23 protein-coding genes are annotated in these 24,795 nt (G+C 65.9%); 8 read left to right on the plus strand and 15 right to left on the minus strand.

The genetic code is table 11. From position 1 onward, the window contains the following. Positions 1-57: 57 nt before the first annotated feature. From WMN78_RS04135 to WMN78_RS04145, 3 genes are all read right to left on the minus strand, one after another. Positions 58-1,233, minus strand: coding sequence for an acyl-CoA dehydrogenase family protein (locus tag WMN78_RS04135; RefSeq protein WP_340532199.1), 1,176 nt, complete (start codon positions 1,231-1,233; stop codon positions 58-60). 82 nt (positions 1,234-1,315) lie between these two features. Continuing rightward, positions 1,316-3,538, minus strand: coding sequence for an acetyl/propionyl/methylcrotonyl-CoA carboxylase subunit alpha (locus tag WMN78_RS04140; protein WP_340532200.1), 2,223 nt, complete (start codon positions 3,536-3,538; stop codon positions 1,316-1,318). 7 nt (positions 3,539-3,545) lie between these two features. Next, positions 3,546-5,153: a carboxyl transferase domain-containing protein gene (locus WMN78_RS04145; RefSeq protein ID WP_340532201.1), complete on the minus strand. Its 1,608-nt coding sequence runs from the start codon at positions 5,151-5,153 to the stop codon at positions 3,546-3,548. Between the two features lie 146 nt (positions 5,154-5,299). Between WMN78_RS04145 and WMN78_RS04150 the strand changes: the two genes are divergently transcribed. Further along, a complete protein-coding gene (locus tag WMN78_RS04150; RefSeq protein WP_425341111.1) occupies positions 5,300-5,968 on the plus strand; it encodes a TetR/AcrR family transcriptional regulator in 669 nt (222 codons plus the stop codon). Positions 5,969-6,076: 108 nt separating this feature from the next. Here WMN78_RS04150 and WMN78_RS04155 read toward each other — a convergent pair whose 3' ends face one another. The 3 genes from WMN78_RS04155 to pdhA are packed head-to-tail and all read right to left on the minus strand — an operon-like array spanning position 6,077 to position 9,665. Then, a complete protein-coding gene (locus WMN78_RS04155) occupies positions 6,077-7,468 on the minus strand; it encodes a dihydrolipoamide acetyltransferase family protein (RefSeq protein WP_340532202.1) in 1,392 nt (463 codons plus the stop codon). Between the two features lie 8 nt (positions 7,469-7,476). After that, positions 7,477-8,487, minus strand: a complete 1,011-nt coding sequence (locus WMN78_RS04160) for an alpha-ketoacid dehydrogenase subunit beta (protein WP_340532204.1) — start codon at positions 8,485-8,487, stop codon at positions 7,477-7,479. Then, on the minus strand, positions 8,487-9,665 hold the full coding sequence (gene pdhA, locus WMN78_RS04165; RefSeq protein ID WP_340532205.1) for a pyruvate dehydrogenase (acetyl-transferring) E1 component subunit alpha: 1,179 nt from the start codon (positions 9,663-9,665) through the stop codon (positions 8,487-8,489). The genes WMN78_RS04160 and pdhA overlap by 1 nt, the downstream gene beginning before the upstream one ends. A 196-nt stretch (positions 9,666-9,861) precedes the next feature. On the opposite strand from pdhA, the gene WMN78_RS04170 reads away from it, so the two are divergent. Continuing rightward, entirely contained in the window at positions 9,862-10,335 is a 474-nt protein-coding gene (locus WMN78_RS04170; protein WP_340532206.1) for an Lrp/AsnC family transcriptional regulator, read from the plus strand. A 121-nt stretch (positions 10,336-10,456) separates the two neighbouring features. Next, positions 10,457-11,323: a hypothetical protein gene (locus WMN78_RS04175; protein ID WP_340532207.1), complete on the plus strand. Its 867-nt coding sequence runs from the start codon at positions 10,457-10,459 to the stop codon at positions 11,321-11,323. Between the two features lie 99 nt (positions 11,324-11,422). Here the strand turns inward: WMN78_RS04175 and WMN78_RS04180 are convergent, their stop codons facing one another. Both WMN78_RS04180 and WMN78_RS04185 read right to left on the minus strand, forming a co-directional pair. Then, on the minus strand, positions 11,423-13,042 hold the full coding sequence (locus tag WMN78_RS04180; RefSeq protein WP_340532208.1) for a cation acetate symporter: 1,620 nt from the start codon (positions 13,040-13,042) through the stop codon (positions 11,423-11,425). After that, positions 13,039-13,419: a DUF485 domain-containing protein gene (locus WMN78_RS04185; protein ID WP_340532209.1), complete on the minus strand. Its 381-nt coding sequence runs from the start codon at positions 13,417-13,419 to the stop codon at positions 13,039-13,041. Before WMN78_RS04185 ends, WMN78_RS04180 begins: the two co-directional genes overlap by 4 nt. A gap of 197 nt (positions 13,420-13,616) precedes the next feature. On the opposite strand from WMN78_RS04185, the gene WMN78_RS04190 reads away from it, so the two are divergent. Genes WMN78_RS04190 through WMN78_RS04205 form a run of 4 tightly spaced genes read left to right on the plus strand, consistent with a single transcriptional unit; the run spans position 13,617 to position 17,450 of the window. Next, a complete protein-coding gene (locus WMN78_RS04190) occupies positions 13,617-14,834 on the plus strand; it encodes a sensor histidine kinase (protein WP_340532210.1) in 1,218 nt (405 codons plus the stop codon). 45 nt (positions 14,835-14,879) lie between these two features. Beyond that, positions 14,880-15,599, plus strand: a complete 720-nt coding sequence (locus tag WMN78_RS04195; RefSeq protein WP_340532211.1) for a LytTR family DNA-binding domain-containing protein — start codon at positions 14,880-14,882, stop codon at positions 15,597-15,599. Further along, positions 15,596-15,946 (plus strand): DUF485 domain-containing protein, encoded by a 351-nt coding sequence (locus tag WMN78_RS04200; protein WP_340532212.1) that lies wholly within the window; start codon positions 15,596-15,598, stop codon positions 15,944-15,946. The genes WMN78_RS04195 and WMN78_RS04200 overlap by 4 nt, the downstream gene beginning before the upstream one ends. A 7-nt stretch (positions 15,947-15,953) precedes the next feature. Then, entirely contained in the window at positions 15,954-17,450 is a 1,497-nt protein-coding gene (locus WMN78_RS04205) for a cation acetate symporter (protein WP_340532213.1), read from the plus strand. A gap of 40 nt (positions 17,451-17,490) precedes the next feature. Here WMN78_RS04205 and WMN78_RS04210 read toward each other — a convergent pair whose 3' ends face one another. From WMN78_RS04210 to rpsB, 6 genes are all read right to left on the minus strand, one after another. Continuing rightward, a complete protein-coding gene (locus tag WMN78_RS04210; protein WP_340532215.1) occupies positions 17,491-18,075 on the minus strand; it encodes a DivIVA domain-containing protein in 585 nt (194 codons plus the stop codon). 78 nt (positions 18,076-18,153) lie between these two features. Continuing rightward, positions 18,154-19,074, minus strand: a complete 921-nt coding sequence (locus tag WMN78_RS04215) for a phosphatidate cytidylyltransferase (protein WP_340532216.1) — start codon at positions 19,072-19,074, stop codon at positions 18,154-18,156. Beyond that, the gene (gene frr / locus WMN78_RS04220; protein ID WP_340532217.1) at positions 19,074-19,631 is read right to left on the minus strand and encodes a ribosome recycling factor; all 558 of its coding nucleotides are present in this window, start codon (positions 19,629-19,631) and stop codon (positions 19,074-19,076) included. Before frr ends, WMN78_RS04215 begins: the two co-directional genes overlap by 1 nt. A 108-nt stretch (positions 19,632-19,739) precedes the next feature. Continuing rightward, entirely contained in the window at positions 19,740-20,477 is a 738-nt protein-coding gene (pyrH, locus tag WMN78_RS04225) for a UMP kinase (RefSeq protein WP_028272131.1), read from the minus strand. 148 nt (positions 20,478-20,625) lie between these two features. Next, positions 20,626-21,462 carry a translation elongation factor Ts gene (tsf, locus tag WMN78_RS04230; RefSeq protein ID WP_340532219.1) on the minus strand — a complete coding sequence of 279 codons (837 nt, stop codon included), beginning with the start codon at positions 21,460-21,462 and terminating at the stop codon, positions 20,626-20,628. A gap of 135 nt (positions 21,463-21,597) precedes the next feature. Then, positions 21,598-22,470 carry a 30S ribosomal protein S2 gene (rpsB, locus tag WMN78_RS04235; protein ID WP_340532220.1) on the minus strand — a complete coding sequence of 291 codons (873 nt, stop codon included), beginning with the start codon at positions 22,468-22,470 and terminating at the stop codon, positions 21,598-21,600. 484 nt (positions 22,471-22,954) lie between these two features. Between rpsB and WMN78_RS04240 the strand changes: the two genes are divergently transcribed. Beyond that, entirely contained in the window at positions 22,955-23,461 is a 507-nt protein-coding gene (locus tag WMN78_RS04240; protein ID WP_425341112.1) for a M23 family metallopeptidase, read from the plus strand. A gap of 57 nt (positions 23,462-23,518) precedes the next feature. Here WMN78_RS04240 and WMN78_RS04245 read toward each other — a convergent pair whose 3' ends face one another. Next, the gene (locus WMN78_RS04245) at positions 23,519-24,709 is read right to left on the minus strand and encodes an acyl-CoA dehydrogenase family protein (RefSeq protein ID WP_340532221.1); all 1,191 of its coding nucleotides are present in this window, start codon (positions 24,707-24,709) and stop codon (positions 23,519-23,521) included. Positions 24,710-24,795 lie beyond the last annotated feature (86 nt).

A 24,795-nucleotide genomic window follows, 5' to 3' on the forward strand; every position in this document is an offset into this window, starting at 1 on the left:
GATCCTTCCTGGTTTCGTTCCCTGTTTCGCTCCCCGCGCTGCTCCCTGCAGGGGTAGCTAAAGGCCGAGTTCGCGGGCGATCAGCATCAGCTGGACCTCCGTGGTGCCCTCCCCCACCTCAAGGATCTTGGAGTCGCGGTAGTGGCGTGCCACGGTGAATTCGTTGATGAAGCCATAGCCGCCGAACACCTGGGTGGCGTCCCGCGCGTTGTCCATGGCTGCCTCGCCTGCGACCATCTTAGCGATGGCCGCCTGGGTCTTGAACGGCTTGCCTGCCAGCATCCTGGCGGCGGCGTCGTAGTAGGCCAGCCGGGCCGTGTGTGCCCGTGCTTCCATGCGGGCGATCTTGAACGCGATGGCCTGGTACTTGCCGATGTTCTGCCCGAACGCGCTGCGCTCCTTGGCGTACTTCACCGACAGGTCCACGCAGCCCTGGGCCGCTCCCGTGGCGAGTGCGGCGATGGCGATCCGGCCCTCGTCCAGGATGGACAGGAAGTTCGCGTAGCCGCGGCCCTGCTGGCCGAGGAGGTTCGCCTCCGGCACGCGGACGTCCTTGAGCGTGAGCGGGTGGGTGTCCGAGGCGTTCCAGCCCACCTTGTTGTAGGCCTTCTCCGCTTTGAACCCGGGTGTGCTGGTCGGCACCAGGATGGTGGAGATTTCCTTTTTGACGCTGCCGTCCGGGCGCTCGTGCTTGGCCGTCACGGCCGTTACGGTGACCAGGGTGGTGATGTCCGTGCCGGAGTTGGTGATGAACTCCTTGTTGCCGTTGATGATCCAGGTTTTTGCGTCTCCAACGCCCTCGAGCCGGGCGGTGGTCTTGGTTCCGCCCGCGTCGGAGCCGGCCTCGGGCTCCGTCAGGCCGAACCCGGCGAGCGCCTTGCCTGACGCCAGCGACGGGAGCCACTCCTCCTTCTGGGCCTCGGTGCCGAAGCGGTACACGGGCATGGCGCCCAGGGAAACGCCGGCTTCCAGCGTGATGGCCACGGACTGGTCCACCCGGCCCAGCTGCTCCAGGGCCAGGGCCAGCGCGAAGTAGTCCCCGCCCATGCCGCCGAACTCTTCCGGGAACGGCAGGCCGAAGAGGCCCATGTCCGCCATCCGGGAGACCACCTCGTAGGGGAAGCTGTGTTCCTCGTCGTGTTTTGCGGAAACCGGTGCCACCACTTCGTCGGCGAATTCGCGGACGGTGTTGCTGAGGTCCTGGTATTCCTCGCTGAGCTCAAAATCAGCCATGTTGGGACTTCCTTGTCTTAACTCTGTAACGGGTCTGTTGGCGTACTGCTTGGTCTGTGGTGGGTGCCGTGCTGCGGGACGGCTACTCTGCCGCGCCCATGGCGATGACGGATTCCTCCACCGCGTCCTCGGCTGCGTCCGACGCCGATGGCGGCGCAACAGGGTGGACAGTGGCAAGCACCTGATCCGCCTTGACCAGGTCGCCGGACGCGGCGCTGATGTGGACGGTGCCCTCGAGCGGTGCCACGAGTTGGTGCTCCATCTTCATCGCCTCCACCGAGAGCAGGACCTGGCCGGCCTCCACGTGGTCGCCGTCGCTGACAGAGACGGACACCACCGTCCCGGGCATCGGCGAGCGCACCGCCGGGTCCGCCGCGCCCTCCTCGCGCTCGATCGCCGCCAGCACCCGGACAAGCCGGGCCTCGCGCGTGAGCACCTCCAGCCTGCAGGACCAGCCCCCGTTGCCGAGGAAGACTGTCTGCGGATTGCCCCGCGGCGGGTAGTCCGCCCAGAGGGCTCCCAGTGCGAACCGGAGTTCCTCGCCGTCGATCTCCAGGTAGACGTTGTCATCGGACAGGCCGATGACAATCACCTTGTGCACGGGGCCACCGTTGACGCGGACCTGGGCGTGGCCAAGATCCATGTTGCTCAGCCAGGTGACGGCCACGGTGGCCAGTCCCCCGCCGGGCGTTCCGAAGCTCATCCGCCAGGGCGCGGATGCGCCAAGGCGCCAGCCGGTGGTGGTGTCCCACGGGGATTTCACCGTGGCGGGGGCCTCCGCCAATACCCAGAACTGCACGGCGGCGGCGATGAGCTCGGCATCCCCGATGCGCCGGAAGGTGAAGTCCGGCATTTTGCGTTCGATCAGCCCGGTGTCGAGCCGGCCGGCGCGGACCTCGGGGTCGTTGATGAGCAGGCGCAGGTACTCTACGTTGGTGTCGATGCCGAGCGCTGTATAGCGCGAAAGTGCCGTGTCGAGTTTGTCCAGCGCAGCTGCGCGGTCCGGGCCCCAGGCGATCACTTTGGACACCATGGGATCGTAATCGCTGGAAATTTCGAGTCCCCTGAGCAGGGCGGAATCGATGCGGATGTCCGGATCGGCGGCAGCCGGAGTCAAGGAATCCAGATCGTCCATGGCAGTGAAGATTTCCCCCCGCTCGTCCAGCAGAACCACTTCGCCGGTGGACGGCAGGAAGTTCCGTTCGGGAATTTCGGCGTAGACCCGCGCTTCCACCGAGTGCCCGTTAAGCACGACGTCGGACTGGCGGACGGTGAGTTCCTCGCCGGCGGCGACGCGCACCTGCCATTCGACGAGGTCGATTCCGGTGACCATTTCGGTGACGGGGTGCTCCACCTGCAGCCGGGTGTTCATCTCCATGAAGAAGAATTCGTCCGGGGCGTTGTCCGAGACCAGGAACTCCACGGTCCCGGCACCGCTGTAGTGGACACTGCGGGCCGCATTGCAGGCGGCCTCGCCGATCCGGGCGCGGACGGCGGCTCCGTCGGGGAGGGATTCCAGCAGCGGCGAGGGGGCTTCCTCGATGACCTTCTGATGGCGGCGCTGCAGTGAGCACTCGCGCTCCCCCAAGTGGATGACGTTGCCGTGGTTGTCCGCCAGCACCTGGACCTCGATGTGCCGAGGCGTCAGCACCAGGCGTTCAAGGAACAACGTGTCGTCGCCGAAGGCGCTGGCTGCGACGCGGCGTGCGGTAGCCAGGGTGGCTTCGAGCTCCTCGGGACGTTCCACGATGTGCATGCCTTTTCCGCCGCCCCCGGCGGAAGGCTTGATCAGCAGCGGGAAGCCGACGGCGGCCGCGGCCTCAATCAGCTGCGCGTCCGTCATGCCGGGTTCGGCGATGCCCGGGACCACCGGGACCCCGTAGCCCGTGACGTGGTTCTTGGACCGGATCTTGTCCCCCATGACATTGAGGGACTCGACGCCGGGGCCGATGAACGTGATGCCGGCTTTCTCCAGGGCGCGGGCGAAGTCGACATTCTCGCTGAGGAAGCCGTACCCCGGGTGCACGGCTTCGGCGCCGGTCTCGCGGCAGGCCTGGATGATCGCCTCGATCTTGAGGTAGCTCTCGGCGGCGGCCGCCGGACCGATCCGGACGGCAAGGTCGGCTTCCCGCACGTGGCGCGCTCCGGCGTCGGCGTCGCTGTAGACGGCCACCGAACGGATGCCCAGGGCACGCAGGGTGCGGATGACGCGGCAGGCGATCTCGCCGCGGTTGGCTACGAGCACGGTGCCGAAGAGCGGCTTCGGGGAAGGCGTTGTCTGCCGGGGTGTTGAAGGAGTAGTCACAGCTGGCTCACATCCGGAAGAGGCCGAAGGAGGTCTCCGGCAGCGGGGTGCGGGAGACGACGTCGAGCGCCAGTCCCAGGACGGTGCGGGTGTCCGCGGGGTCGATCACGCCGTCGTCCCAGAGGCGGGCGGTGGAGTAGTAGGGGCTGCCCTGGTCCTCGTACTGCTGCTTGATGGGTGCCTTGAAGGCTTCCTCGTCCGCGGCCGACCATTCCTCGCCCCGGGCCTCGTACTGGTCCCGTTTCACGGTGGCGAGGACGCTGGAGGCCTGGTTGCCGCCCATCACGGAGATCCGGCTTGCCGGCCACATCCAGAGGAACCGCGGTGAGTAGGCGCGACCGCACATGGAGTAGTTGCCGGCGCCAAAGGAACCGCCGATCACCACGGTCAGTTTGGGCACCCGGGCGGTGGCGACGGCGGTTACCATCTTGGCGCCGTTCTTGGCGATGCCGCCCTGCTCATAGTCCTTGCCGACCATAAAGCCGGAGAGGTTCTGCAGGAAGATCAGCGGGATGCCGCGCTGGTCGCAGAGCTCGATGAAGTGGGCACCCTTGAGCGACGATTCGCTGAAGAGCACGCCATTGTTCGCCACGATGCCCACCGGATGGCCGTGCAGCTTCGCGAAGCCGGTCACCAGGGTGGTGCCGTAGTTTTTCTTGAACTCGTGGAAGCGGCTTCCGTCCACCAGCCGGGCGATCACCTCTCGCACGTCATACTGCGCATTGACGTCCGTGGGGACGGCGCCGTAGAGCTCCTCCGGATCCGCAACCGGTTCGACGGCGGTGTCAACGTCCCAGGCGGGGGCGGCCGGGCGGGGCAGGGTGGAGACGATGTCCCGGACGATCTGGAGGGCATGCTCATCGTTCTCGGCCAGGTGGTCGGTGACGCCGGAGATTTTCGAGTGCACGTCGCCGCCGCCGAGTTCCTCGGCCGTGACAATCTCACCGATCGCGGCCTTCACCAGTGGCGGACCGCCCAGGAAGATGGTGCCCTGGTTGCGGACAATCACCGTTTCGTCGCTCATAGCCGGCACGTAGGCACCGCCGGCAGTGCAGGAACCCATCACGGAGGCGATCTGCGGGATCTTCGCCGCGGACATCCTGGCCTGGTTGAAGAAGATCCGGCCGAAGTGCTCCTTGTCCGGAAAGACCTCGTCCTGTTTCGGCAGGAACGCCCCGCCGGAGTCCACGAGGTAGATGCAGGGCAGCCGGTTCTCCAGCGCGATTTCCTGCGCGCGGAGGTGCTTCTTCACCGTCATCGGATAATAGGTTCCACCCTTCACCGTGGCGTCGTTGGAGATGACCAGCACCTGGCGGCCGTGGACCAGGCCGATCCCCGCAATGACGCCGGCACCCGGCGAATCGTCGTTGTACATGCCGTTGGCGGCTAGCGGCGCGATCTCGAGGAAGGGGCTGCCGTCGTCGAGCAGCTGGTCGATGCGCTCGCGGGGCAACAGCTTGCCGCGTGCCATGTGCCGTTCCCGCGACTTCTCCGGGCCGCCGAGGGCTGCCGTGGCGAGGCGTTCCTTCAGCTCGCGGGCCAGCCCCAGCTGGGCCTCGCGGTTCGCGGCGTAGCCGGCGCTGCCGGTGTCCACCAGGCTGGCGATTGTCTCCATTGACTGCTTCCGTTCCCGGACACCCGGCGGGGCCGTCCTGAGCGATTCGGTTAGTACCGCATAACTGAGATTTAGGTTAGTCTCTATTAACTGTGATGTCCAACACGCGCACGCCTTGCTAGGATTTGCAGTTCCAAGGAGGAAATGTGCCGATCACTGAGCGCAGCCGGGCCACCCAGCGCGGCCTGGCAACCCAGCGCAGCCAGGCCACCCAGCGCAGTCAGGCCAAGGAAAGCCGGCGGCAGGCGTTGCTTTCCTCGGCGGCCACGCTTTTTGCCGTCAACGGCTTCAACCGCGTTTCGCTGGAAGACCTGGGCGCCGCCGCCGGTGTTAGCGGCCCGGCCGTTTACCGGCATTTCGCGGGCAAGCAGGCCGTCCTCGGGGCACTTCTGCTCAGCGTGAGCCAGGAGCTGCTGGAGGGCGGGCGACGCGTGGTTGCGGACGCCGGTGATCCCGCCGCCGCATTGGCCCGACTGGTTCAGTTCCATGTCGATTTCGCCCTGAGCAATCCTGACGTCATCCGGGTCCAGGACCGCGATTTCAGCAACCTTTCCGACGACGACCAGGCCGAGGTCCGCACCCTGCAGCGCAACTATGTGGAGCTGTGGGTGGAGGTGCTGCAGGCCCTGCACGCAGGCACGGACACCGCCGAACTCCGGATGCGTGCCCACGCCGTGTTCGGCCTCATCAACTCCACACCGCATTCGGTCCGCAGCCACGGCCGGCGGGACGCGGTCGAATCGGCCCACCCGCTGCTCGAGAGCATGGCCCTCGCCGCCCTCCTGGTGACGGCCAGACCCGTTCCTGCCGAATAGACCGGCGCCGGACCCGCAGCCTTCCGCAGCCGAACGCTGCCGGCCGCCGCTTCCTTTCGGAAGAGGCGGCCGGCAGTTTTTGCGGCGTCAGTTGCCGGAGCCCGCAGGCTAAACCATTGCCAGGACCATGCCCGGGTCCGCGAGGATCGCCCCGATGTCCGCCAGGAAGCGGGACCCCTGTTCGCCGTCCACCAGCCGGTGGTCGAAGGACAGGCTCAGGGTCATGACCTGGCGGAGTGCCACCTCATCCTTGTATTCCCACGGCATTTTCCGCACTGCACCCATGGCGAGGATGGCAGCTTCGCCGGGGTTGAGGATCGGCGTGCCGGCGTCGATGCCAAAGACTCCGATGTTCGTGATGGAGATGGTTCCGCCGGAGAGCCCGGCCGGGCTGGTCTTGCCGGAGCGGGCGGTCTCGGTCAGGGCCGTGATCGCCGTGGACAGCTCCGTCAAGGACATGCGGTCCGCGTCCTTAATGTTCGGCACGGTCAGTCCCCGGGGAGTGGCCGCGGCAATGCCTAGGTTCACGTAGTTGAACTGCACGATCTCCTGGCTGGCCTCCTCCCAGCGCGAATTCAGCGACGGCTGGCGGCGGAGGGCGATCAGCAACGCCTTGGCGACGAGTGTCAGCGGCGTCAGCTTGAGTCCTTCAAAAGCCCGGCTTGCCTTGAGCCGGGCCAGCAGCTCCATGGTGGGAGTGACATCAATGGTCAGGAATTCCGTGGCGTGCGGCGCCGTGAAGGCACTGGACACCATGGCCGCCGCGGTCAGCTTGCGGACGCCCTTGATGGGCGTCCGGGTTTCGCGTTCTCCCGGGGTGCCGGTTCCGGTCCCCGCTCCGGCCAGGGCGCGGGCAGCCGCCGGAAGGTCTCCCCCGCCGACAAAGTTCCGCACGTCGTCGCGGGTGATGAGCCCGCCGGCGCCGGTGCCGGCCACCTCCGTGAGCTCAACCCCCAGGTCCTTGGCCAGCTTCCGGACCGGCGGCGTGGACCTCGGACGTTCGGCAGGGACTGCGGTCTCGACGCGCCCGGCCACCGGGGCCCGGGTTTCGGCGGCCGGTTCCGCCGCCGGCTCAGGCGCCGGAGCAGCGTCCGCTTGTGCCGCGGCTTTGGCGGGCGCCGCCGCCGGCGATGCAAACGTGCGGGCACGCCGTGCCGGACGGCCGGAACTTTCGACGACGGCGCCGTACCCCACGAGGTTGGGTTCCCGTTTGGCGGTCTCCGCCTGAGCCGGACCTCCGGCGGCGCCGCCGCCGTCGTCGCCCTCAACCTCGAACGAAACGATCGGCTTGCCAACCTCCACCACGGTTCCCGGCTTTTCGTGGAGGGCGGTGATCACGCCCGCGAACGGCGACGGCAGTTCGACCACCGCTTTGGCGGTTTCCACTTCGGCGATGACCTGGTTCAGTGCCACCGTATCGCCCACGGCCACTTTCCAGCTGAGGATTTCCGATTCCGTCAGCCCTTCACCGAGGTCGGGGAGCCTGAATTCCTTGATCATGGCGGCGCTCATCCTTCCAGCCCGCTGAGGGAGTTGGGACGGCCCAGGGCACGGTCCACACCGTCAAGGATTCTGTCCAGACCTGGCAGATGGTGCATTTCAAGTTTCGAATACGGGTAAGGGATGTCGAAGCCCGTGACGCGGACCGGGGCGGCTTCAAGGTGGTAGAAGCAGCGTTCGGTGATGCTGGCGGCCACTTCGGCGCCGAGCCCGCCGGACTGACCGGCCTCGTGTGTGATCACCAGCCGTCCCGTCTTGCGCACCGAGGCCTCCAGCGTTGCGAAGTCCACGGGGGCCAGCGAGCGAAGGTCGATCACCTCAATGGAAATGCCCTCGTCCGCCGCGGCCAGGGCTGCGTCCTTGGCGGTCTTGACCAGCGGACCGTACGCGACGAGCGTGACGTCCTTGCCTTCGGCCACCACCCGAGCCTTTTCCATGGACAGTGCGGCGCCGGGCTCGATCGACTCATCCACCTCGCCCTTGTCGTGGTACCGGCGCTTCGGTTCGAAGTACAGCACCGGATCGTCGAGGGCGATGGCCTGCTGGATCATGGTGTGGGCGTCCTGCGGAGTGGAGGGGCTGACCACGCGGAGGCCGGACGTGTGGGTGAAGTACGCCTCGGGAGACTCGGAATGGTGTTCCGGTGAACCGATGCCGCCGCCAAAGGGAACCCGCACGGTGATGGGCATCTTCACGGCGCCCTGAGTGCGGTAGTGGAGCTTGGCCACCTGGGACACGATCTGGTCGAAGGCGGGATAGATGAACCCGTCGAACTGGATTTCCACCACCGGCCGGTAGCCGCGGTAGGCAAGGCCGACGGCCGTGCCCATGATGGCGGACTCGGCGAGCGGGGTGTCCACCACGCGGTGCTTGCCGAAGTCCTTCTGCAAACCGTCGGTCACGCGGAAAACACCGCCGAGGGTGCCAATGTCCTCGCCCATCAGGATAACTTTGGGGTCGTTTTCGAGGGACTTGCGAAGCCCGGAGTTGATTGCCCGGGCAAAGGTCATCTGGGTCATCAGCGAGCACCTTCTTCTGAGTTGGCTCCTGCGGGATCGCCGAAGGAAGCCAGGTAGCGGGAGTAGTGGTCCTCCTGGCGGTCCAGCCAGGAGTTGGGGGTGCTGTAGACGTTCTTGAAAATATCCATCGGCTCCGGGTCCGGCATATTGATGCACCCGGCCCGCATTTCCCGGGCCACGGCGTCGGCCTTGGCAGCCACCTGGGCCTCCAGTTGCTCCGTCAGCAGGCCCTTGCGGTCCAGCAGGCCCCTGACCCGGGCAATCGGGTCCTTGGCCGCCCAGTCCTCAAGTTCGTTGGCATCCCTGTACCGTGTGGGGTCGTCGGCAGTGGTGTGCGGTCCCATCCGGTAAGTGAGTGCCTCGATGAACGTGGGGCCGCCGCCGTGACGGGCCCGTTCGATTGCCTCGCGCGTGGCAGCCATCACCGCCAGGACGTCATTGCCGTCCACCTGGATGCCGGGAATCCCGAATCCTGCCGCACGGTCGGCGATCCTGATGTGTGACTGCAGCCGGACCGGCTCGGAAATGGCCCAGTGGTTGTTCTGGCAGAAGAAGACCACCGGGGACTGGAAGCTGGCGGCGAAGACCATTGCCTCGTTGACGTCGCCCTCGCTGGTGGCGCCGTCGCCGAAGTACGTGATGGCCACGGAGTCGGCGCCGTCATTCTGGATGCCCATTGCGTAGCCGGTCGCGTGGAGTGTCTGGGCCCCGATAATGATCTGCGGAGTGGCCATGTTGACCGTGTACGGGTCCCAGCCCGACGAGGCATTGCCCCGCCATACCTTGAGGATGTCTGCAAGGTCCACGCCACGGCAGTATGCGACGCCGTTCTCGCGGTAGCTGGAAAACACGAAGTCATCGTCGCGGAGCGACCTCGCGGAACCTATCTGGGAGGCCTCCTGCCCGAGCATCGGCGGCCAGAGGCCGAGCTCCCCCTGGCGCTGCAGGGCGGTGGCCTCGGTATCGATCCGGCGGATGACCACCATGTCCTCATAAAGGGAAGCCAGCTGCTCATCAGTGACATCCCGGACCCAGGCGTCGTACTGCGGATGGCTGACACGCTCACCCCCGGGAGTGATCAGCTGGACCAGGCTCGCGCCCGTCCCGTGGTGATGTCCTGCACTGTTGTCCGGGCCGCCCGCGGCGTTGCCGCCCTGGCCCAACTCGTCTGTAAACACAGTTGCACGCAACCTTCATACGTCGTGTCACCGGCGCTCAAGGAACTCGTGATCCCCGTGCACGCCAGCCGCCCGGGCGCCGTTGCCCCGGATAATTGTGACGATACTCACAATGCTCATTGGGTACAACCACCGCCTGAAAAACTGAGCAGAATGCCCTACAAGAGCCCCAGTGCCCGTGCTAATCTTGCGCATTATGCAAGCTTTGGATGGCACTGACACCCGGCTCCTATCAGCCCTCGCGAAGGATCCGAAACGAACGGTGGTGGCCCTGGCGCAGAAGCTCGGGCTCTCGCGCAACACCGTGCAGGCCCGGATGGCCCAGCTGGAAAAGAAACATGTCTTCCTGTCCTTCGAACGCCGGATCAATCCGGCGGCCCTGGGATACCCGCTGATGGCGTTTATCTCCGTCCACGTGCAGCAGCAGAAGCTGGGACAGCTGGCGGTGGACCTGGCAGGCATCCCGGAAATCCTGGAAGGCTACGGCCTGACCGGCTCGGCTGATCTCCTGCTCCGGGTGGTGGCGCTGGACGCCGAAGACCTTTTCCGGATCAACGGCAAGATCCTGGCCTGTGACGGGGTGGACCGGACCGACACGGCGCTCGCCATGGGAGAGCTCATCCCCTTCCGGCTCCAGCCGCTGCTGGAGCGGGGCCCCGCCGAAGGGTGAAGTGTCCACTTCCGGCTGATGGGGCCGGGGGTTATAGGCTGGGTCGAGTTGAACGAACCGCGGCCGGGAACGGCCCGTGCAATCAGGCAGGGGCCAGGCCGGCTGCCGGAAAGGCTTGAGCTTGAGCAATCCTCAGGAACCGCAGCAGCCTGGCGAACCGGATGCTGGCGAGCGGCGCCGGCGCCGGCAGCCTCCTCCCGTCCCGCCCTACGATCCTTCAGAACCCACGCCGCCTTCGGGGCCACAGCCGCCACCCGCACCGCACTACGGGTCCCCCGAGCACGGGGCCCAGGGCGGGCACGGAGTTCCGGGACAGCCGCCGATCCCGCATTACGGCGAACCCCGGTACGGGCTACCCCGGCACGGACAGCCCCAACCCGAAGAGCCCAGGCCCGAAGATCCCCGGACCGGAGAGCCTCGCGAGGGGCAGCCGCAGGAGGCGGCTGCCCAGCCCGGGACCCCGCAGCCCGGCCACCCGCAGTACGGAAGCCCGCCGTACGGCACTCCGGAATACAACGATCCCGGGCCCTACGGCGTCCCCGGCCAGCAGCCGCCTGCAAAGAGCCGCAAGAAAATGTGGATCATTCTGGGCATTGTGGGCGGTGTTCTGCTCCTCGCCATCGTGGGAGTGGCCTTGCTGGTCAACCTTGTGGGCGGCGCAACCAGCAAAGCCAAAGGCCTGGCGCAGGATTTCACGCAGCTCGTGATCGCCGGCGACACCGATACCGCTTATAACGACTTCCTCGACCCGGCCCTCCAGGACAAGCTCTCCAAGGAGGAATTCGCCGCCGGTGTGCAGAGCCTTGAACTGGACGGGTCCTGCAAGCCGACGTACAACGATTTCAAGGTCAGCAGCGAAAACGGCAACAACGCTGCCGACGTCGCCGGGGTCATCAACTGCACAGGCAAGGAAGTGGACCTCGCGTACCGCTTCGACGGCAACAAGGACATGAAGATGATCACCATCAAACTCCGGCCGAAGGCCTAAGGCCACACAGCCAAGTCGCCCCCTGCAGAGACACCACAGGAGCTCCCGTCATTGACGGGAGCTCCTGTGGTGTTCAGCTATGTCCTGGCAGGACAGTGGTCAGTGGTCCACCGCCTTCTCGGCACCAACGCCGGTCAGGGAACGGACCTCCATTTCGGCCTGCTTGGTGGTGTCTTCCAGCTTCTTGTCCAGCACCGAACCGAGCCAGCCCAGGAAGAACGCGAGCGGGATGGAGACGATGCCGGGGTTGCTGAGCGGGAAGATCGCGAAGTTGGCGCCCGGGATCATGGACGTCTTGGCGCCCGAGACCACCGGCGACAGGGCAATCAGGATGATCGCCGAGCCCAGCCCGCCGTACATGCTCCAGATTGCGCCCTGGGTGGTGAACTTACGCCAGAACAGCGAGTACACGATGGTGGGCAGGTTGGCCGAAGCCGCTACCGCGAAGGCGAGCGCCACAAGGAACGCCACGTTCTGGCCGTTGGCGAAGATACCGCCGGCAATGGCCAGGAGGCCGATGACCACTACGGTTCGCCGCGCCACCTTAACCTCGGTGTCGGCGTCGGCCTTGCCCTTGGCGATAACGCTGGCGTAGATGTCGTGGGCAAACGATGCGGCAGCGGTGATGGTGAGGCCGGCGACCACGGCCAGGATGGTGGCAAAGGCGACCGCGGAGATGAAGCCGAGCAGCAGCGGTCCGCCGAGGTGGAACGCCAGCAGCGGTGCAGCCGAGTTGACGCCGCCCGGAGCACCCTTGATGGTTTCGGCGCCAACCAGTGCCGCAGCACCGTAGCCCAGCACCAGGGTGAACAGGTAGAACAGGCCGATCAGCCAGATGGACCAGACCACGGACCTGCGGGCTTCCTTGGCCGTGGGAACCGTGTAGAAGCGCATCAGGACGTGGGGCAAGGCCGCGGTGCCGAGCACAAGGGCCAGGCCCAGGGACATGAAGTCAAGCTTGGACGTCTCGGTCTTGCCGTACTGCAGGCCGGGGTTGAGGACGTTCGGGTTGCCCGAAGCTTCCACTGCCCCGCCGAGGAGGTCGGAGAGGTTGAAGCCGTAGATGGCCAGCACCCAGAAGGTCATCACGGCAGCGCCGGCAATCAGGAGCATGGCCTTGATGATCTGGACCCAGGTGGTGCCCTTCATGCCGCCGATCAGTACGTACATGATCATCAGGGCACCGACGACGATGATCACCAGCGCCTGTCCGGTCCAGTCGCTGATGCCCAGGAGCAGGGAGATCAGGCTGCCGGCTCCTGCCATCTGCGCCAGGAGGTAGAAGAAGCAGACTGCGAGGGTGGAGATGGCTGCCGCGATACGGACCGGGCGCTGCTTCAGCCGGAAGGAGAGCACATCGGCCATGGTGAACTTGCCGGTGTTGCGGAGGAGCTCGGCGACGAGCAGCAAGGCGACGAGCCAGGCGACCAGGAAGCCGATGGAGTACATGAAGCCGTCATAGCCGTTGATGGCGATGGCGCCGGTGATCCCCAGGAACGAGGCGGCGGAGAGGTAGTCTCCGGCGATGGCGGTGCCGTTCTGCGGACCGGTGAACGACCGTCCGGCAGCGTAGTAATCGGCCGCCGTCTTGTTGTTGCGGCTGGCCTTGATCACGATGATCATGGTGACCGCCACGAACAGGCCGAAGATGCCCATGTTCAGCAGGGTGGTTTCCTTGAGGTCCGCTACGTCCACGGCTGCGGGAATCATAAGCGTCATTTGGTTACCCCACTGATTTTGTTGCCTTCTTTATCGAACTCGTGGCCTTCAATTTCGTGCCGGATTTCGGCCGCGATGGGATCGAGCCGCCGGTTGGAGTAGCTCACGTACCAGCCGGTGATCGCGAACGTGGAGACAAACTGCAGCAGGCCCATGATCAGCCCGATGTTGATGTTGCCCCAGACTTTAGTGGACATAAAGCCGACGGCGTAGTCGGCCAGGAGGACGTATGCGAAATACCAGAGCAGGAACGCAATGGCCATCGGAAAGACAAAGCTGCGGTGACGCTTGCGCAGTTCCTGGAACTGCTTGGTCGACTGGACTTGCTTGAAGTCCACGGACGCCGCTGCGTCCGGAGTTGGGGCATCGTTACCCATCATTCCTCCTCATTGAGACTTGCCGTCCACACCTGCTGCCCCTGTCCCCCACAGACAGTCCAGCCAATGTGACTCCAATCACTGTGCCCCGTGATGCGGCTTACATTCCATAGAAGCCCGCCGGGCCGTCGCTCAGCGGTCCCGCTGCTGCGCCAAACGGCGTCCCGCGGCTACGCCGGGCAGGCTACGCTGGCACCATGCCGGACTCCCCCTTGTTCACAGCTGCGGCCGTTGCCGTGATCGCGATGGCGATCGCCGTCGTCGTCTTCGTGGGCCTCAAAGTCCTGCGGTCCTTCCGGGAGCTGGGGACGGACGCGGAACGGGCCACCTACAAGACCCTGCACGCGGCGTCACGGGCGGGCCAGCACCTGCGCACCGGGCTGAACCCCGCGGGCGCTGCCAAAGCCAGCAGGCAGCTCCGCACCATCCTGGGCTGCGATGCCCTGGCCATCACCGACACGTCGGGCGTGCTCGCCTGGGACGGCGCGGCCGAGGAACTGAAACCGTCCCTGATGGGACTCGCCGCGAAAGTGCTCGACGGCGGCCACACGGCGGTCATCCCGGCCGGCGAACTGCAGATGCTCGCCGGGGACACCGCCTCCGGTCCGATCACGCCCGACGTCGAACGCGCAGTGGTCATCGCCCCCATCAAGGCGGGTGCGCGGGTGGTGGGCGTGGTGGCGGCCTTTGCGCCGTCCGCGGGCGCCGGGCTGGTCAGGGCCACCAGCGAAGTGGCCGACTGGGTGGCGGCGCAGGTTGAACTCGCCGAACTCGACGCCTCGCGGACCCTCTTGATGGAGGCCGAGGTCCGCGCCCTCCGCGCCCAGATCAGCCCGCACTTCATCTACAACTCCCTCAACGCCATCGCGTCCTTCATCAACACCGACCCCGTGCGGGCCCGTGAACTGGTGGTGGAATTTGCCGACTTCACCCGCTACTCGTTCCGCCGCCACGGGGACTTCACCACCCTCGCCGAAGAGCTCCGCTGCATCGACCGCTACCTGCTGCTGGAACGGGCGCGCTTCGGCGACCGCGTACAGGTGAGCCTGCGGATCGCCCCCGAGGTGCTGAGCACGGTAATCCCGTTCCTTAGCCTGCAGCCCCTCGTCGAAAATGCCGTCCGGCACGGCCTGGAGGCCAAGGAAGGTCCGGGCCATATCACCATTGCGGCGAACGATTCCGGCGCCTTCGCGGAGGTAACCATTGAGGACGACGGCGTGGGGATGGATCCGGAACAGCTGCGGTCCATGCTGGCCGGCCACAGCGACGGCGACCATGTGGGGCTGCGGAACGTCGATGCCCGGCTCCGCCAGGTCTACGGCGAAGACAACGGACTGGTCATCGAAACGGCACCCGGGGAGGGAACACTGATCACCATGCGCGTTCCCAAGTCGCAGCCCGGCCACGACGCCTGAGCGCCACAGGCATCGCCAGCCGTAACGCCGGGATAATCTAGAACCATGATTAACGTCCTCGTCGCAGACGACGAGCTGCCCGCCGTCGAGGAACTGGCGTTCCTGCTGGGCCGGGACGACCGGATCGGGGCGATCCACCGGGCGTCCTCCGGCGCCGAGGCCCTGCGGGTGCTCGACGCCGAGACGGTGGATGCGGTGTTTTTGGACATCCACATGCCCGCCCTGTCAGGCCTGGACATTGCCCGCGCCATTTCGCGCAGCAGCAATCCCCCGGCGGTCGTGTTCGTTACCGCGGACGAGGACTGCGCCCTGGAAGCGTTCGAACTTGCCGCCGTCGACTACCTGCTGAAGCCCGTCCGCGCAGAGCGCCTGGCCAGGTCGGTGGGCCGCATCAGCGAACTCATGAAGGACGGCGCCGCAACACCGGAAATGATCACGGTGGACCTCGGCGGCACCACCCGCATGATCCGGCGCGACGACGTCACGTACGTCCAGGCACAAGGCGACTATGCCCGGCTGCACACGGCGGATGCCAGCTACCTCATCCGCGTACCGCTGGCCGACCTGGAGCAGCAGTGGGCCGAGGCCGGGTTCCTTCGTACACACCGGTCCTACCTCATTGCCCTCAACCACGTCAGCCACATGAAGCTCGCCGCCGCCCGGCCGACCGTTACCGTGGCCGGGGCGGAACTGCCCATCAGCCGCCGCCACCTGCCGTCCGTGCGGGAGAAGCTCGAAGCCACGCGGATCCGGCCGCAGGCATGACCCGCGTCAAAGTGACGGCCCCGCGGTCCGCCGCCAAGCCCGTGATGGATTCCCGGGTAGCCGCCGAGGAGTCCGACGTGGGCCAGGTGTTCGTCCGGTCCCTGATCCGCTCCCAGCTGCGCCTGGCGCTCGTTGTGGCCGCGGGTTTCCTGCTGATCCTGCTGGCGTTTCCGCTCATGCTGGGACTGGTTCCGGGCCTGGCCGAGGCGAAGATCGCGGGCATCCCCTTCGGCTGGCTTCTCCTCGGCGCCGGGATCTACCCGGTCATCGGGCTCAGTGCCTGGCTGTACATCCGCACGGCCGCAAGGAACGAAGCCCGGTACCGCGACCTGGCCGAGGACAGGTGAGGCGGCGGTGAACCCTGTGGTGGGCATAGTGGCGCTGGTGGCCGTTTCCGTGGCCACCGCCGTCATCGGGTTCTACGGCTTGCGGATCTCACGCACGACAGGGGACTTCTACGTGGCCTCGCGGACCGTCCGGCCGTGGTGGAACGCGTCCGCGATCGGCGGGGAGTACCTGTCCGCCGCCAGCTTCCTGGGTGTGGCGGGACTGGTGCTGCTGTCCGGCACGGATGCACTCTGGTTTCCCATCGGCTACACGGCGGGATACCTGATGCTGCTGCTCTTCGTTGCCGCACCGCTCCGGCGCTCCGGCGCCTACACGATCCCGGATTTCACCGAAGTGCGGCTCGACTCCCGGGCTGTCCGCCGCGTCACCAGCCTGGTGGTAGTGGTGGTGGGCTGGCTCTACATTGTGCCGCAGCTCCACGGCGCGGCCCTGACGATCCGCATCACCACCGGGCTTCCGTCCTGGGTGGGATCCGTGGCGGTGGTCATCGTCGTGTGCCTGACGGTGGTGGCCGGCGGGATGCGCTCCATCACTTTTGTGCAGGCGTTCCAGTACTGGCTCAAGCTGACAGCCTTGGCCGTGCCCATCGTATTCATCGCCCTCGTCCTGGCGGGCAACGGGACGCCGTCGGTGGCCGAAGCCAATGCCAACCCCACCGGGCTCGCACCCACCGGCCCATACCAGAACATCTCGCTGCTGGTGGCCCTGCTCTTTGGGACGCTGGGGCTGCCCCACGTCCTGGTGCGGTTCTACACCAACCCGGACGGGCATTCGGCGCGCCGCACCACGCTGATCGTCCTGGGGCTGCTCTCTGTTTTCTACCTCTTTCCCACCGCCTACGGACTGGTGGGGCGGATGTTCGCGCCGGGTCTGGCGCAGGGCGGCAGGTCCGATGCGCTGGTCCTGCTGCTGCCGGGCCGGTTGATCGGCGGACCGGCCGGGGACATGCTCTCCGCGCTCGTGGTGGCGGGGGCGTTCGCCGCGTTCCTGTCCACCACGTCCGGGCTGGTGGTATCACTCGCCGGCGTCATCAGCCAGGACGTGCTGGGCGGGAGCGTCCGCGGTTTCCGGCTGGCCGCCCTGATTTCGGCAACCGTGCCGCTGGGCTTCTCTTTCATGACCGACTCCCTGGCGTTGGCCGGCAGCGTGGGCCTCGTGTTCGCGTTCACTGCCTCCACGATCTGCCCCGCCCTGTTGCTGGGGATCTGGTGGCGCGGCCTGACGGATGCCGGAGCCATCGCCGGAATGGTGACCGGCGGGGTGCTGTGCGGCGGAGCCCTGGTTGCCGGCGCCCTGTCCGGTCCGGCCCTGTCCGGTGCCGCGATGCCGCAGTGGCTGGCACAGCCGGCCGCCTGGACAGTTCCGTCGGCCTTCGCCGTGATGGTCCTCGTCTCCCGTGCCACCAAGGCGCGGGTGCCGCGGAACCTGACGAAGGTCATGACCAGGCTGCACACGCCGGAACGCCCGCTGGCCACCGAACGCCTGGGCACCACGGAACGCTAGGGATACCGCTGAAGGCCGGCCCCCACGAAAGCCCGGAACGTCAGTCGATGGCCGCCATGAGCTCGACGACGCGGTCCAGGAAGGCGTCCACCTGGGTTTCCTCGTAGCCGTCCTTGCCCTTGGCCTGGCGGAAGACCGCGCGGCGGACGTTGTCGACGCTGAGCGGCTGGTCATGCTCGAGGTAGCCGATGAGGTCGTGGCACAGGTTGTCCACGTCCACCGTGTTGTAGCTCCGGCCGCGGCCGCCTGCCGGCCGGCGGAACCGTTCGCCGTCGTGGCGGTGCAGCCGGCCCCGCAGGAGGCCGGACAGCTTGCCGATTTCACGGAGCCAGGCGTCCTCGCCGCGGGCTGCGATGAGCTCATCACGTTCGCGCCGGGCGAAGGCGTCTTCCAGGCGGTCCAGGGCGGCGTCGACCCCCGCCGCGGCGTAGCCGCCCTTGACGGGATCGAAGCATACAGCCCGGACGTCGGCGCTCTTGATAACCTGGGCGGCTGCTCCCGGGTTCTCGAACGAAATCCGTGCGCGCTGGAGGAACTGGTCCACCTGCTTGGCGTTGTAGCCGTATTCGTTCCGCTGCACGCGGTCAAATGACGCAGGGATCTGCCGTTGAATGTCCACTGTCATTTTGCTTTCCTTCAGTGCTGATCAGCTGTTTTGCTCCGCACCAGTCTAAGGCGCCGAGTTGTTGCCGGGCAGGACGCCTCAGGCTCCGGAAACGGCTGTGAACAGGATAAACGCCGCCGGGGAGGCGAAGACGATTGAGTCGAGCCGGTCCATCACTCCGCCGTGTCCGGGCAGGATGCTGCTCATGTCCTTGATGCCGAGTTCCCTTTTGACCATGGACTCGGCAAGATCGCCGATGGTCGACGCGGCCACCATGCCTACGGCGAGCACCACGCCCACCCACCAGGGCTTGTCCAGCAGGAAGAGGCAGGCCAGGACGCCGACGGCAGTGGCGCCGGCGATGGAGCCGGCGAACCCTTCCCAGGATTTCTTGGGGCTGATCTTGGGCGCCATGGGATGCTTCCCGAAGGACGCCCCCACCAGGTAGCCAAACGTGTCATTGGAAACAACCAGCAGGAGCATGGTGGCGATCTGCCAAGCACCGGCCGGAATCACTCCGCCCGGCCAGAGGCCTACGGGTGCCACGCTTCCCGTCCCGTGCAGCGGCAGGATCGCGAAGCTGATGAAGAACGGCACCCACGCCAGGGTGAAAACGCCGGCAAAGATGCTGCGGGCGGATCCGGCGGCGCTCTCAATGGTCCGCCACAGCAGCACGGCCACGCTGCTTGCCACGAGCGCGAACAGCAGGCTCTCCAGTCCGCCGAAGTACGCGGCGAGCGGCATCCCCACCGTGCCCACCATCACCGGCACGATGGGCAGGCGGGTGCCGCTGACCTCAAGCGCCCGGAAAATCTCCCAGACGCCGAACACCGCAAACGTGGTGGTGACCAGGACAAAGCCGAGCGGCAGGAACAGGAGGCCCCCCAGAACGGCGAAAAGCATCGCGAGACCCACCGCGGTGGCGGCTGGAAGATTCCTTCCCGCCTTGGGCGTTGGGTTGGAGCGCTGCTTCCCCCGGGCCCGGACCCTGGGTCCGGGCGCCTGCTGTGCCTGATCCATCAGACCTCGAGCAGCTCGGCTTCCTTGCGCTTGAGCAGATCGTCGATGCCGTCAACGTGTGCTTTCGTGAGGGCGTCGAGTTCCTTCTCGCCGCGCGCGCCCTCGTCCTCGCCCGCTTCGCCGTCCTTGACCAGCTTGTCCAGGGTTTCCTTGGCCTTGCGGCGGATGTTCCGGATGGACACCTTGGCGTCCTCGCCCTTCGCCTTGACGATCTTGACGTATTCCTTGCGGCGTTCCTTGGTCAGCTCCGGGATGGTGATCCGGATGACGTTGCCGTCGTTGGACGGGTTGGCGCCTACTTCGGAGTCGCTGAGGGCCCGCTCGATGTCACGCAGGGCCGTCTTGTCGAACGGCGTGATCAGGATGGTCCGCGCGTCGGGGATCGCGAAGGAGGCCAGCTGCTGCAGCGGGGTGGGTGAGCCGTAGTAGTCCACCAGAACCTTGTTGTACAGGCCGGGGTTTGCCCGTCCGGTTCGGATCGAGGCGAAGTCTTCCTTGGCTACCTCGACTGCCTTGTCCATCTTGTCCCCGGCTTCGAGCAAGGTATCTTCGATCACGGTCTCTCCTCAGAAATTGGTGCATGCCGGTTGGCCGGAATGCACGGTTCGTTCCGTCTTTGCGGCCCGCCCTCCGGGCCGGCCCTCCTCAAATCATCCTAGCCGTTGCTAGGGGGTGACTACGGTGCCCAGCTGCTCTCCGCGGATCGCCCGGGTGACGTTGCCCTCGCCTTCCATGCCGAACACCACCATGGTGAGGTTGTTGTCCTTGCACATGGTCATGGCGGTCTGGTCCATCACGCGGATGTCGCGGCGCAGGGCGTCGTCGTAGCTCAGCCGGTCAAGTTTCTCGGCGCCGGGGTCCTTCTTGGGGTCTGCGGTGTAGACGCCGTCCACGCCGCTCTTTGCCATCAGCACGACGTCGGCATGCACTTCCAGCGCACGCTGGGCAGCCACGGTGTCGGTGGAGAAATATGGCAGTCCGGCGCCGGCTCCGAAGATCACGACGCGGCCCTTTTCCATGTGGCGGATGGCGCGGCGCGGGATGTATGCCTCAGCCACCTGGCCCATCGTGATGGCGCTCTGCACGCGGGTCTCCACGCCGGCCTGTTCCAGGAAGTCCTGGAGGGCGAGGCAGTTCATCACAGTGCCCAGCATGCCCATGTAGTCGGCGCGGGAGCGGTCCATGCCGCTCTGGGACAGTTCGGCGCCGCGGAAGAAGTTACCGCCGCCCACTACGATCGCAACCTCGACATCGGGAACGGCCGCGGCGATCTGCTTGGCGACTCCGCGGACGGTGTCCGGGTCCACGCCCAGCTTTCCGCCGCCGAAGACCTCGCCGGAGAGTTTCAGGAGGACGCGACGCCGGCTCTTCTCTGACTGGACAGAATTGTTGACGGTTTCCATGGTGCCTTCCCGTAAATGAGCTCTGAGCTAGGTTATCGTGCCGGATGGCCAAAGGTGTTATTTCCCCGGGCCGTAAATGCAGCCTGCAACGCTGCGGTTGCATGCAAAAGGGGCGGCCACCGAAGTGACCACCCCTTTGCGTGTCTAACTAGGAACCGACGCGGAAACGCGCGAAAGCGGTGCCCTTAACGTCGGCCTCTTCGAGGACCTGCGCCACAGACTTCTTGGCGTCCTTTGCGAATGCCTGGTCAACCAGAACCTCACCCTTGTAGAAGCCCGTCACGCGGCCTTCCACAATCTTGGTCATGGCAGCTTCGGGCTTGCCTTCAGCCTTTGCCGTTTCCTCGGCGATGCGGCGCTCGGACTCAACCAGCTCGGCGGGAACGTCTTCGCGGCTCAGGTAGTTCGGAGCCATTGCGGCAATGTGGACGGCGACGTCGTGTGCAGCGGTCGCTGCACCTTCGCCTTCGCCGTCGACAGCGAAGAGGACGCCGACCTGGGCCGGGAGGTCCTTGGAGGTCTTGTGCAGGTAGGCGTCAACCGTGCCGCCCTCGATGCGGGAGATCCGGCGGACAACAACCTTCTCGCCGAGGATTGCGCCTTCTTCGACAACAACCTCGGACAGCGGCTTGCCGTCAACCTCTGTGGCCAGCAGGGTCTCGATGTCGGCTGCGCCGGACTCGACCGCGACGGCCAGGACCTTGTCGGCCAGCTGGATGAACTTGTCAGCCTTGGCGACGAAGTCGGTCTCGCAGTTGACCTCGATCATTACGCCGACGCCGCCGGCAACCTTGGCTGCAACCAGGCCTTCCGCGGTGGAGCGGCCTTCGCGCTTGGTAGCGCCCTTCAGGCCCTTGATGCGGATGATCTCGATGGCCTTTTCGGCGTCACCGTTGGCTTCGTCAAGAGCCTTCTTGACATCCATCATGCCGGCGCCGGTGCGCTCGCGCAGAGCCTTGATATCAGCGGCAGTGTAGTTCGCCATGTGAACCCCTCTGTCTAGAAATTTTGTGTGGTGTACGGACTGACAGGACGGCAGCTCACCGAGTGAGCGGCCATCCTGTCAGAAACCCCCGGCACTGCGGACAGTGCCGGGGATGGTCCAGATTTACTTGTCTGCCTACTTGGCAGCGTCTGCTTCGCCGGCTTCAGCTTCGGTTGCCTCGGCAGCTGCCGGGGCTTCCTCTGCGGCGGGAGCCTCTGCAGCAGCGGGAGCTTCTTCAGCCTTGCTGCCTTCGAGGAGCTCGCGCTCCCACTCGGCCAGCGGCTCTTCCGGAGCTTCCGTGGTGCCGGTTGCGCGCTGGTTACGGGCGATCAAACCCTCGGCAACGGCGTCGGCAACAACGCGGGTCAGCAGGTTGACGGAGCGGATGGCGTCGTCGTTACCCGGGATCGGGAAGTCGACTTCGTCGGGGTCGCAGTTGGTGTCCAGGATGGCAACAACCGGGATGTTCAGCTTCTTGGCCTCGTCAACGGCGAGGTGTTCCTTCTTGGTGTCCACGATCCAGAGCACGGACGGTGCCTTCGTCAGGTTGCGGATACCGCCGAGGTTGGTCTCGAGCTTGGTGAGTTCACGGCGAAGGAGCAGCAGTTCCTTCTTGGTGTAAGCGGAGCCGGCGACGTCGTCGAAGTCGATCTCTTCGAGTTCCTTCATGCGCTGGATGCGCTTGGAGACCGTCTGGAAGTTGGTCAGCATACCGCCGAGCCAACGCTGGTTCACGTAAGGCTGGCCAACGCGGGTGGCCTGCTCGGCGATGGATTCCTGTGCCTGCTTCTTGGTGCCGACGAAGAGAACGGTGCCGCCGTGTGCAACGGTGGCCTTGACGAACTCGTAGGCACGGTCGATGTAGGACAGCGACTGCTGCAGGTCAATGATGTAGATGCCGTTGCGTTCCGTGAAGATGAAGCGCTTCATCTTCGGGTTCCAACGACGGGTCTGGTGTCCAAAGTGGACGCCGCTGTCAAGCAGCTGGCGCATAGTTACGACGGGCATGCCGACGCTCCTTCCGGCAGGTCATTCATGAGAGAGCCCATGGCTCTCTTACCCTGCCAATAGTTGACGGTTGATTAGTTTCGCCCAGCGGGCGTTACTCCTGGTATCCACTGCGCTTCCCATCCGTGCCACATGGCACGGACCGCAGGAGGCGCAGTCCTCCGCACCGGAAGCGTGAAGCTTCTTCTGAGGAGGGCTGGATACGCGTAGTCAGCCACTGCTCCCCCGCACCTCTGAATGAGACGTGCTGACTAGAACGACCGGAAAGACCAAGCGACCAAGAGGTGGCATGAACCGCCGGCCGGGCATCGTTGAGGGCACAGCAAACTGCTCCGTCAAGTGTACTACAGCGGCCCCGCCGGATCAGACCAAATTCACGCCCCGCCACGCCCGGTCCCCTTGCCCGACAAGCCGCCCACCCGGCTTGTCCACATAGCGATGGGCATCCCTTCCGGCCGGCGCCCCGGGATTGCAGGCTGAAGAGATGAAAGCCCGAACCATCCCGGCCGCCGTATTGCTGTCCATGCTAGCCATCGCCCCTGCCTCCGGCGGGGCCGTCACGCCCCGCGCCGGCACCTGGGACTGGCCCGTAGCACCCAGGCCGGCAGTAGTCCGGGCGTTCGATCCCCCGGACAAGCCGTGGCTGAGCGGGCACCGCGGCGTGGACCTCCAGACGGCGGCCGACGGCGCCCCGGTCACCGCACCGGAGTCCGGCACCGTCAGCTTCGTGGGAGTAGTGGTGGACCGGCCTGTGATCACCGTCGACCACGGCAACGGCCTGCGAAGCAGTTTCGAGCCGGTGGAAAGCAGCCTGCGGACCGGAGCGGCGGTATCGAAGGGGGATGTCATCGGGACAGTGGTGACGGGGCACTGTGCGTCGACTCCGTGCGTGCACTGGGGAGTGCGCCGGGGCGAGGACTATCTCAATCCACTGTCCCTCGTGACAGACCTGCGGCCCTCCATCCTGCTTCCCGTGGGTGCACCGGGTTGAGGATGAAGGGCCGCGATGGATCAGCGGCGGGCGCCCGCGAACGGCCACCCGGGACGGTTACACGATGGCGGAAATCCCGGTGATCGCGCGTCCTGTGACCAGGGTGTTGATCTCGTGCGTGCCTTCGTAGGAGTAGATCGCTTCGGCGTCGGAGAAGATCTTGGCCATCTCGAAGTCCGTGACGATGCCGTTGCCGCCCAGGAGGCTGCGGCCGATGGCAACGCTTTCGCGCATCCGGGCCGTCGTGAAGGCCTTGGCGAGGGCGGACTGCTCGTCCTTGGCCTCCCCGGCATCTTCCAGCTGGGACAGGCGCACCATCATGCCCATGGAGCTGACGGCGTTGCCAAGAATCTGTACCAGCTGGTTTTGGACCAGCTGGAAGGAAGCGATCGGCCGGCCGAACTGGCTGCGTTCCACGGCGTAGCGCCGGGCGACATCAAAGGCCGCGAGCTGCTGGCCGACAGCCTGCCAGGCCACGGCAAGCCGGGTCACTTTCAGGACCTTGTTGGTGTCCCGGAAGCTGTTGGCGTTGGCGAGCTTGAAGAAGTCCGGCACCACGACGTTGTCGAGCGTGATGTCGGCGTTCTGGACGGTCCGCAGGGAGATCTTGTTTTCAATCTTGGTGGCGCCGTAGCCCTCGGTCCGGGTATCAACAAGGAAACCCTTGACCTGGTTGTCGGCGATGTCCCGCGCGTAGATGACCACCCAGTCAGAGAAGGTGGCATTGCCGATCCAGCGCTTGGCGCCGTTGAGGACCCAGCTGTCACCCTCGCGGCGGGCTGTGGTGCGGGTGCCGCCGGCAACATCGGAACCGCCCAGCGGCTCTGTGAGGCCGAAGGCGCCGATTTTCTTCAGCGAATAGATGTCCGGCAGCCAGGCTTCCTGCTGTTCCTGCGAGGCAAGGGCCTCGATGGAGCCGGTGAAGAGGCCGTCGTGGACGCCCAGGAAGGTGGCAATGGACGTGTCCGCGCGCGTGGCTTCGGCGTGCAGGATACCGGCGAACAGATTGGAGTATCCCTGGCGCCGCACGGGGCTGACGAGGTCGATCTCGGCCAACTTGGGGATCAGGTCCATCGGGAACTCCGCCCGGTTCCAGCAATCGACCGCGATCGGCTTGACCTCGCGGGCCAGGAAATCCCGGACTTCGGCCAGCCGGTCGCGTTCCTTGCCGCTGAGCAGCTGCTCGAAGGCGAAGAAGTCGCCGTCGGCGTACGGCAGGTCATTGATGTCGATGGCAGCTTTGGACATGTTGTTCCTTCACGGGTGATCAGCAGCGCCCAAAAGGCGCGGGTGTCGCGCATGCGCTTAAGTTACTCATGAGTAACATACCGCAG

Source organism: Arthrobacter oryzae (assembly GCF_037911235.1).
Taxonomy (GTDB): Bacteria; Actinomycetota; Actinomycetes; order Actinomycetales; family Micrococcaceae; genus Arthrobacter; species Arthrobacter oryzae_E.

Excerpts from the sequence above, each read along its gene's own strand:
- WMN78_RS04135 (WP_340532199.1), bottom strand. The coding sequence starts at position 1,233 with ATGGCTGATTTTGAGCTCAGCGAGGAATACCAGGACCTCAGCAACACC.
- WMN78_RS04145 (WP_340532201.1), bottom strand. The coding sequence starts at position 5,153 with ATGGAGACAATCGCCAGCCTGGTGGACACCGGCAGCGCCGGCTACGCC.
- WMN78_RS04155 (WP_340532202.1), bottom strand. The coding sequence starts at position 7,468 with ATGATCAAGGAATTCAGGCTCCCCGACCTCGGTGAAGGGCTGACGGAA.
- WMN78_RS04160 (WP_340532204.1), bottom strand. The coding sequence starts at position 8,487 with ATGACCCAGATGACCTTTGCCCGGGCAATCAACTCCGGGCTTCGCAAG.
- WMN78_RS04170 (WP_340532206.1), top strand. The coding sequence starts at position 9,862 with ATGCAAGCTTTGGATGGCACTGACACCCGGCTCCTATCAGCCCTCGCG.
- WMN78_RS04180 (WP_340532208.1), bottom strand. The coding sequence starts at position 13,042 with ATGACGCTTATGATTCCCGCAGCCGTGGACGTAGCGGACCTCAAGGAA.
- WMN78_RS04185 (WP_340532209.1), bottom strand. The coding sequence starts at position 13,419 with ATGGGTAACGATGCCCCAACTCCGGACGCAGCGGCGTCCGTGGACTTC.
- WMN78_RS04190 (WP_340532210.1), top strand. The coding sequence starts at position 13,617 with ATGCCGGACTCCCCCTTGTTCACAGCTGCGGCCGTTGCCGTGATCGCG.
- WMN78_RS04195 (WP_340532211.1), top strand. The coding sequence starts at position 14,880 with ATGATTAACGTCCTCGTCGCAGACGACGAGCTGCCCGCCGTCGAGGAA.
- WMN78_RS04200 (WP_340532212.1), top strand. The coding sequence starts at position 15,596 with ATGACCCGCGTCAAAGTGACGGCCCCGCGGTCCGCCGCCAAGCCCGTG.
- WMN78_RS04210 (WP_340532215.1), bottom strand. The coding sequence starts at position 18,075 with ATGACAGTGGACATTCAACGGCAGATCCCTGCGTCATTTGACCGCGTG.
- WMN78_RS04215 (WP_340532216.1), bottom strand. The coding sequence starts at position 19,074 with ATGGATCAGGCACAGCAGGCGCCCGGACCCAGGGTCCGGGCCCGGGGG.
- pyrH (WP_028272131.1), bottom strand. The coding sequence starts at position 20,477 with ATGGAAACCGTCAACAATTCTGTCCAGTCAGAGAAGAGCCGGCGTCGC.
- tsf (WP_340532219.1), bottom strand. The coding sequence starts at position 21,462 with ATGGCGAACTACACTGCCGCTGATATCAAGGCTCTGCGCGAGCGCACC.
- rpsB (WP_340532220.1), bottom strand. The coding sequence starts at position 22,470 with ATGCCCGTCGTAACTATGCGCCAGCTGCTTGACAGCGGCGTCCACTTT.
- WMN78_RS04240 (WP_425341112.1), top strand. The coding sequence starts at position 22,955 with ATGAAAGCCCGAACCATCCCGGCCGCCGTATTGCTGTCCATGCTAGCC.
- WMN78_RS04245 (WP_340532221.1), bottom strand. The coding sequence starts at position 24,709 with ATGTCCAAAGCTGCCATCGACATCAATGACCTGCCGTACGCCGACGGC.